Origin of the sequence: Streptomyces aurantiacus, from assembly GCF_001418335.1 — a bacterium.
In the GTDB taxonomy this organism is placed as follows: Bacteria; Actinomycetota; Actinomycetes; order Streptomycetales; family Streptomycetaceae; genus Streptomyces; species Streptomyces aurantiacus.
The window spans coordinates 1-6,728 of record NZ_LIPP01000374.1 but is presented as its reverse complement, the minus strand read 5'-3'; the positions used below and the strand labels follow the sequence as shown (position 1 = coordinate 6,728).

Annotated in this window: 7 protein-coding genes; 3 read left to right on the top strand and 4 right to left on the bottom strand. The window is 73.2% G+C overall.

The genetic code is table 11. The features are described 5' to 3' along the window. Positions 1-614 (bottom strand): permease (locus AOK01_RS35680; protein ID WP_213862200.1); only part of this gene is annotated, 614 nt, incomplete at its 3' end. 434 nt (positions 615-1,048) lie between these two features. Between AOK01_RS35680 and AOK01_RS35675 the strand changes: the two genes are divergently transcribed. Both AOK01_RS35675 and AOK01_RS35670 read left to right on the top strand, forming a co-directional pair. Continuing rightward, positions 1,049-2,392 carry a helix-turn-helix domain-containing protein gene (locus AOK01_RS35675; protein WP_055519060.1) on the top strand — a complete coding sequence of 448 codons (1,344 nt, stop codon included), beginning with the start codon at positions 1,049-1,051 and terminating at the stop codon, positions 2,390-2,392. 81 nt (positions 2,393-2,473) lie between these two features. Next, positions 2,474-2,794, top strand: coding sequence for a DUF6401 family natural product biosynthesis protein (locus AOK01_RS35670; protein WP_055519058.1), 321 nt, complete (start codon positions 2,474-2,476; stop codon positions 2,792-2,794). A 98-nt stretch (positions 2,795-2,892) separates the two neighbouring features. Here the strand turns inward: AOK01_RS35670 and AOK01_RS35665 are convergent, their stop codons facing one another. After that, positions 2,893-3,681, bottom strand: a complete 789-nt coding sequence (locus AOK01_RS35665; protein ID WP_055519056.1) for a mechanosensitive ion channel family protein — start codon at positions 3,679-3,681, stop codon at positions 2,893-2,895. A 129-nt stretch (positions 3,682-3,810) separates the two neighbouring features. On the opposite strand from AOK01_RS35665, the gene AOK01_RS35660 reads away from it, so the two are divergent. Beyond that, positions 3,811-5,103 (top strand): amidohydrolase, encoded by a 1,293-nt coding sequence (locus AOK01_RS35660; RefSeq protein ID WP_055519064.1) that lies wholly within the window; start codon positions 3,811-3,813, stop codon positions 5,101-5,103. Positions 5,104-5,133: 30 nt separating this feature from the next. Here the strand turns inward: AOK01_RS35660 and AOK01_RS35655 are convergent, their stop codons facing one another. Then, positions 5,134-6,261: a hypothetical protein gene (locus AOK01_RS35655; protein WP_055519062.1), complete on the bottom strand. Its 1,128-nt coding sequence runs from the start codon at positions 6,259-6,261 to the stop codon at positions 5,134-5,136. Between the two features lie 153 nt (positions 6,262-6,414). Beyond that, positions 6,415-6,728, bottom strand: a 314-nt coding sequence (locus AOK01_RS35650; RefSeq protein ID WP_157871629.1) for a SpoIIE family protein phosphatase, incomplete at its 5' end; no start/stop codon positions are given.

Sequence of the window (6,728 nt, the reverse complement as noted above, 5' to 3'; positions counted from 1 at the left end):
CCCCCGGCGGACCCCGCACCACCCCCGCGCCGTGCGGACGGCAGCCACTCCTCCTTGCCGAACCGCACCCACAGCCACCCCATCGCCACGGCGGTGGCGAGCGAGGCGACGAGCCGGGCGCCGACCATGGCCGGATCCCCCGGGAAGGCGATGGAGGTGGCGACGAGGACGACCGGGTTGATGGCGGGCGCGGACAGCAGGAAGGCCAGCGCGGCGGCCGGCGCGACCCCGCGCCGCATCAGGCTGTCCGCCACGGGCACGGACGCGCACTCGCATCCCGGCAGCACGACCCCGGCCGCCCCCGCGACCGGTACGGCGAGCGCCGGGTTCTTCGGCAGTACGCGTCTGAAGACCCGCTCCGGCACGAACGCCCCGATGGCCGCCGACACGACAGTGCCAAGCAGCAGGAAAGGGATGCCCTGGACGGCGACGGCCGTGAACACGGTCCACCAGGCGGCCATCGCGGGGGTGGCGAGATCGAGCGCCAGCATCGGCCCCAGCACGGACCCGACCGTGGCGACGACGATCAGCGCGCCCCCGCCGACCACCACGTACACCAGGGCACGGGCCACCACGCGCGCCCCGTCACCCACCACACTCCGCTGATTCTCCACAGTGCGAGCAGGCTAACGGCCCGCTCTGTGCCCCGACTGGGAGACCCCTGTCAGCAGGGCGCGACGGAGGCGTCCTCAAGGGGCGCGGGCCCCTCACGGGGGCGGAGCCCTCAGTGAGGCCCCGCGTTCGCCGCGCTCACCAGCGCGGAGAACGCAACAACGGCAGCGCCGAACGCCGCGATGAAACGAGCCGGTACATAGCGCGCGGCAATGCGTCGGAACACGGCGACAACCTCGCATCGTCAACGTAGGCCAGCGTATTAAACCTGCTTCATCGTGTGCTTAATGCGCCGCTTAACCTAGGGCGTGTTCGGCCCCGGGGCAAGGCGGCATTGAGCCGATCGACGCCCCGACCGGACCGCGTAACCCTCCTGTTTTCAACAGGAAGTTGGATAGCGGAGGGCTGTAAGTCGGCTTACTGGCATGCTTACGCCATGGCCGAGCGCGACGACCCGGGAATCATCGGGCGCAGAGTGCAGCAGCTGCGTACGGAACGCGGGCTGACACAGAAGCAACTGGCGGAACCCGCCTACACCCCCGCGTACGTCTCCACGCTGGAGGCGGGACGCGTACGGCCCTCCGAGGAGGCGCTGCGGCACATCGCCGAGCGGCTCGGGGTCGCGTACGAGGAACTGGCCACCGGGCGCCCCGCCCGCCTGGCCACGGACCTGCGGCTGCGGCTCACGGACGCCCAGCGGACGCTGGCGACCGGCGAGGCGGAGATCGCCGCCGAGCAGTACACCGCGCTGCTCGCGGAGGCGGAGTCCCACGGCCTGGAGGCCGAGTGCGCGGCCGCGCTGCTCGGGCTCGGCGAGTGCGCCCTGGACACCGGGGACCTGACGACGGCCCGGGAGCGTTTCGAGCAGTCGGAGAAGCGCCTGGCGGACGCGCCACTGCCCGTCCGGGTCCCGGCCCTGCGCGGCCGGGCGGTCTCGCACTACCTCGCGGGCGAACTGCGGTACGCCTGCTACCTGCTGGAATCCGCCATCGACGAACTGAACCGGGGCGGACTGCACGACCCGGACGCCCTGCTGCTGCTCTACTCGGCGGTGATCGCGCCGTACATGGACATGGGGGCGCACGCGCGGGCGGCGCAGGCCGCGGAGTTCGCGCTCGCGCTGGCCCCGCAGGTCGGCGATCCCGCGCTGCTGGCCCGTATGCACCGGTCCGTCGCCCGCACGATGATCGCCGAGGGGCGAATGGCCGAGGCCGACGCGTCCCTGGGCAAGGCGGCGGAGCTGTACCGGCAGCTCCAGATCCGTACCGAGCTGGCCAACTGCCACTGGATGCGCGGGTACTTGTACGCCCAGAACGGTGATCTGGAGCGCGCCGAGAGCGAGTTGCGCGAGGCGCAGGCGATGCACTCCGCCCAGCGCGCCGCGCTCTACACCAGCCAGGTCGCGGTGGAACTGGCGGACGTGCTCCACCGGCGTGGAAAGTCGGACGAGGCGGCGACGCTGCTGCACGGCGTCCTTGGCGACCTGAGCTCGGAGCGCGGCGCCGTCCACTCCGCGGGCGCGCACCGGCTGCTCGGCATCATCGCGGAGGACGGCCGGGACACCGAGACGGCCGAGGAACACTACGTCCGCGCGCTGAGCCTCCTGGAACGGGCGGGCGCCGCGGGAGATCTCGCCGATCTGTGCAGGCTCCTCGGCGACCTGCTCCGGCGTACGGGCCGGATCGACGCGGCCCTGGACGCGTACCGCACGGGCCTCGGCCACCGCACCGCACCCGGCACGACGACCCTGGGCCCGGCACCGGCACATCCACCCCTGTGACCCATCCGACCGGCCCCGATGTGATGGAAACCATCCCGAAAACCGCCCCTCGTGCCGCCTCCCCGCCTCTACGGTGGACGGATGTCCCCCCTGGCCGAGATCACCCGCAGGTACGCGCCGCGCTTCGCGGAGTTCGCGTTCGAGCCGGCGTTCACGGCCGCGGTGGACCAGCACGTGGCGGAACTGCGTGAGCGGCTGGCAGCGTCGGACCCCGGTCTGGTCCCGGCCCCGCCGGACCGCGAGATCCTCACCGACTACGCCCTCGGCTTCCTGGACGGGCTCACGGAGACGGACTGGCGCGAGCCCGTGGGCCACGACTACGCGGTGTGCCGCCTGACGGCGATCAGCTGGCTGGTGAACCTGCACAGCCTGATCCCCCCGCAACGCGACCCGGGGCGGTAGGGCGTCCGAGGGGCGCGGGGAACTGCGCGACCAGCCCCCACGCACCCGCGGACGCAGACACACCCGCAGCCACAGCCGCGGGACGCAGCCGCAACCCGTCACATGTCCATCGTCGAACCGGACCCGGTACCCCGCTCGGAACGCTCCCGCGCCGGCTGTCCGCGCAGAGCGTCACCGCGGCCCGACTGGTACGCCGACATGCTGTCCTTCGCGTGCACCGACTCGCGCTCCGCGGTCGTCAGCCAGCGCTCCCAGCGCTGCCGCATCGGCTCGATCATGCCGCCGCCCACACCGACGATCAGGATGCCCGCCACGGCCGCGAGCGCCGCGTACAGGACCGGCTGCGTGACCGCCGTCGCGATGCCCGCCTGGCCGAGGGCCGCGATCACGCCCAGCGCGAGGATGCAGGCCCACACCATGGTGGCCACCGTCTTCCCGTACGAGACGGACGACAGGGCGCTGCCCACGATGGAGCGGACCGCGTTGGCGATGGCCATCGCGATCACCACGAGGACCACGGCGACGATGCCGCGCGGCAGCCAGGCCACGATGCCGTTGATCATCGCGCTGACGGGGTTGGCGCCGAAGACGCCGAGCGCGAGCTGGAGGACGATCAGCATGAGCGCCACGTACACGATCTTGCAGAGAATCCCCGTCATGTCGTACGAGGACTCGCGCAGCAGCCGCTCCGTGCCCGCGCGTTCCGACAGGCGCTCGGAGCCGACCTTGCGCAGGACCCGGTCCAGGACCTTGGCGATCATCTTCGCGATGATCCAGCCGATCACCAGGACCACGAGGAACCCGATGAGTTTGGGGACGAACGTCGCGATCTTCGACCAGGCGTCGTCCAGACCCTGGGTGAAGTTGATGGCGAGGGTGCTGGCCATGCGGCACTTCCTTCGATGGGTTTCGATGGGTGTCGTGTCGTCCCCCTCCCTCGTGGATAGCAGCGCCACCGGGCCACGACCGCGCTGAATGCCCCCATACGAGTGACACGCGCCGCCTACGCTGCCCTCGTGACCTCTTCCGCCGCGCGCACCACGCAGGACCTCACCGCCGACCTCCCCCTCCCCGCGCTTGAGGACCTCTACCAGGACCTCCACCGGCACCCCGAGCTGTCGGGGCGCGAACACCGCACGGCCGGCGTGCTCGCCCGGCGCCTGCGCGCGGCCGGGTACGAGACGGCCGAGGGCGTCGGCGGCCCAGGTGGCCCCGGCGTCGTCGGGATGCTGCGCAACGGCGACGGGCCGACCGTCCTGCTGCGCGCCGACATGGACGCGCTGCCGGTCACCGAGGAGACCGGGCTGCCGTACGCCTCCGAGACCCCCGGTGTCATGCACGCCTGCGGCCACGACCTGCACATCACCTGGCTGACCGGCGCCGCCGACGCGCTCGCTGCCGGGCGGGACGCCTGGTCCGGCACGCTCCTGGTCGTCGGGCAGCCCGCCGAGGAGACCGGCGAGGGCGCGGCGGCCATGGTGCGGGACGGCCTGTACGAGCGTTTCCCGCGCCCCGACGTCCTGCTCGCCCAGCACGCGGCTCCCGGTCCGGCCGGGCTGTACGCGCACTCGCCCGGCCTGATCATGTCGGCCGCCACGGACGTCGACATCGTCGTGCACGGGGTGGGCGGGCACGGCTCACGGCCCGAGGCGACCGTCGACCCGGTGGTGACGGCCGCGTACATCGTGACGCGGCTGCAGAGCGTCGTCTCGCGCGAGATCGCGGCCCGGGAGTCCGCGGTGCTGACCGTGGGGCGCATCGAGGCGGGCACGCGGCACAACATCATCCCGTCCGAGGCGCGCATCTCCCTCAATCTGCGCACCCAGTCCGCCGAGGTGCGGGAGCGGATGCTCGCCGCGATCCGGCGCATCGCGGCGGGCGAGTGCGCGGCGGCGGGCTGCCCGCGCGAGCCCACCGTGACGCTCGGCGGGAGTTTCCCGGTGACCGTGAACGACATGGACACCGACCGCCGGGTGGCGGCCGTGCACGGCGAGGTCTTCGGCGCGGGCACGGTCCTCGACTTCGGGCCCGTCATGGGCAGCGAGGACTTCCCGTTCCTCGCCGAGGGCGGGCTGCCCTACGCGTACTGGTTCGTGACGAGCACGCCCGCCGAGGTGTGGGACGCGGCGGCGGCCACGGCCGGGGGCGATCTCATGGATCAGCTCGCCGCGGTGCCCAGCAACCACAGCCCGCACTTCGCACCCGACCTGGCGACGGTCGGCCCCGGCGTACGGACCCTGGTGTCGGGAGCCTTGGAGATGTTCACCCCGACCACCCGAACCACCCCGACCACCCCGACCACCCGGTAACGGCTGCCGCCCACCGGTACGTACCGCCTGTCACACCTGCGTCTGGAGCCGGCTGAGGTGCCGTTGGACGTCGTCCAGCGCGCCCTGCCTGCGCCCCGGCACGCGCAGCCGCAGGCCGGCCAGCGCGGGCCCGAGCTCACGGGCGCGCGTCGAGTCGCCGATACGGCCCCACTGGTGGTGCGCCCGGTCGACGGCCGCCTCGACACCGGGCGCGTCCGGGGACTGCCCCGCCGTCAGCCGCGCGTCGGCGACCCCCAGCCAGATCCGGCAGCTCAGCTCGGCGTCACCCGCGAACATGGCCAGGTCCGCCCGTACCTCCATCCAGTGCACGACCTCGTCGGCCCCCGGCCCGTACGCCCGCAGCGCCGTCAGCTCCCACCGCTCGGCCAGCGCGGCGGCCTCGGTGTGCCGGCCGCTCTGCACGGCGGCGGTGATCTCGGCGTGCGGATCGGCGGGCGGGACGAGCGGGACGGGAGGAGCCGCCTGTACGGGCACGGGTACGGGCACGGGGAGTCGCCTCGGGTCGAACGCGAGCACCAGGTCCCGGCGGGCGGAGTCCGGGTCCTCCCCGTACGACCGGGTCAGCGCCTGCTGGTGGAGCTGCGCGAGCGGCGGTCGGTGACCGCTGCGGAGAATCGTGGCGAGGGACTTCATGTACGTGGGCGCCGCCACGGAGCGGCGCGGGAGCGGCGGGGTCACCCTGCCGTACAGCGCGACGCCCGGCCCCACCGTGAGGGGCCGGGCGGCCAGGTGCTGCCAGGTCTCCGCGTCCGTGTGCAGGTCGACGAGGAGGGTCGTGCTGTTCGGGGCGCGCAGGCGGAGTTCCTCGCGGATCCAGTGCCAGGGGAAGCCGGTGTAGCGGACGGTCGCGGGGGTCGTCCGGGCGAGCGCGACGTGCGGAAGCCGCTGGCGGCGGTCCAGTTGGAGCTGCCCGGTGAGGAAGACGGTGAGCGGTCCCGGTGCCGTCGCAGCGGCACGCAGTCGGGTCAGGACGGCCTGCGGCTGCAGGGGGTCGGCGAGTTCGACCACGTGCGCGGTGTCCGTGCCGGAGAGCACGGCGGGCGCCACCGCGGCGAGTACGGGGAGTACGGACGCGGCGTCCACGAGGCAGCCCTTGCCCGTCGGCGACGCCGCGATCAGCAGTACGGTTCCGGGCATCGCCGACTCCATCGCCGCCTCCATCGCCGTCTCCTTGCCTTCGATCACCACGGCAGCACCGTAACCGGTGCGGCTGCAAAGGCTGTTGGAGTGGGGCCAAGAGGGGCGAGTGGTACCGGTTTGTGCCGCCTCCACGGTGTTCCGGGTCGCGTCTCAGGTGCGGGCCGGGCGTACCGGGCGGACCGCGAAGATCGTCGTGTCGTCCCCGAGGCGGTCCGTGCTGTGGCGGAGGGTGCCCTCGCGGACCAGTTCCACCAGGCGGCGGGGCTGGGTGAGGGCGGGGTCGGCGAGGACGGCGCGGGCGACGTGTTCGTGGAGGGGGAAGAAGGCGCCGCCGGCGCCGCGGGCCTCGGTCACGCCGTCCGTGACGAGGAGCAGGGTCTCGTCGGGGTCGAGGGGCACCCGGCGCACCGGCGGAACGCGCGCCCCGGACTCCGACCCCGACCCCGACTCCGACTCCGCCCCTG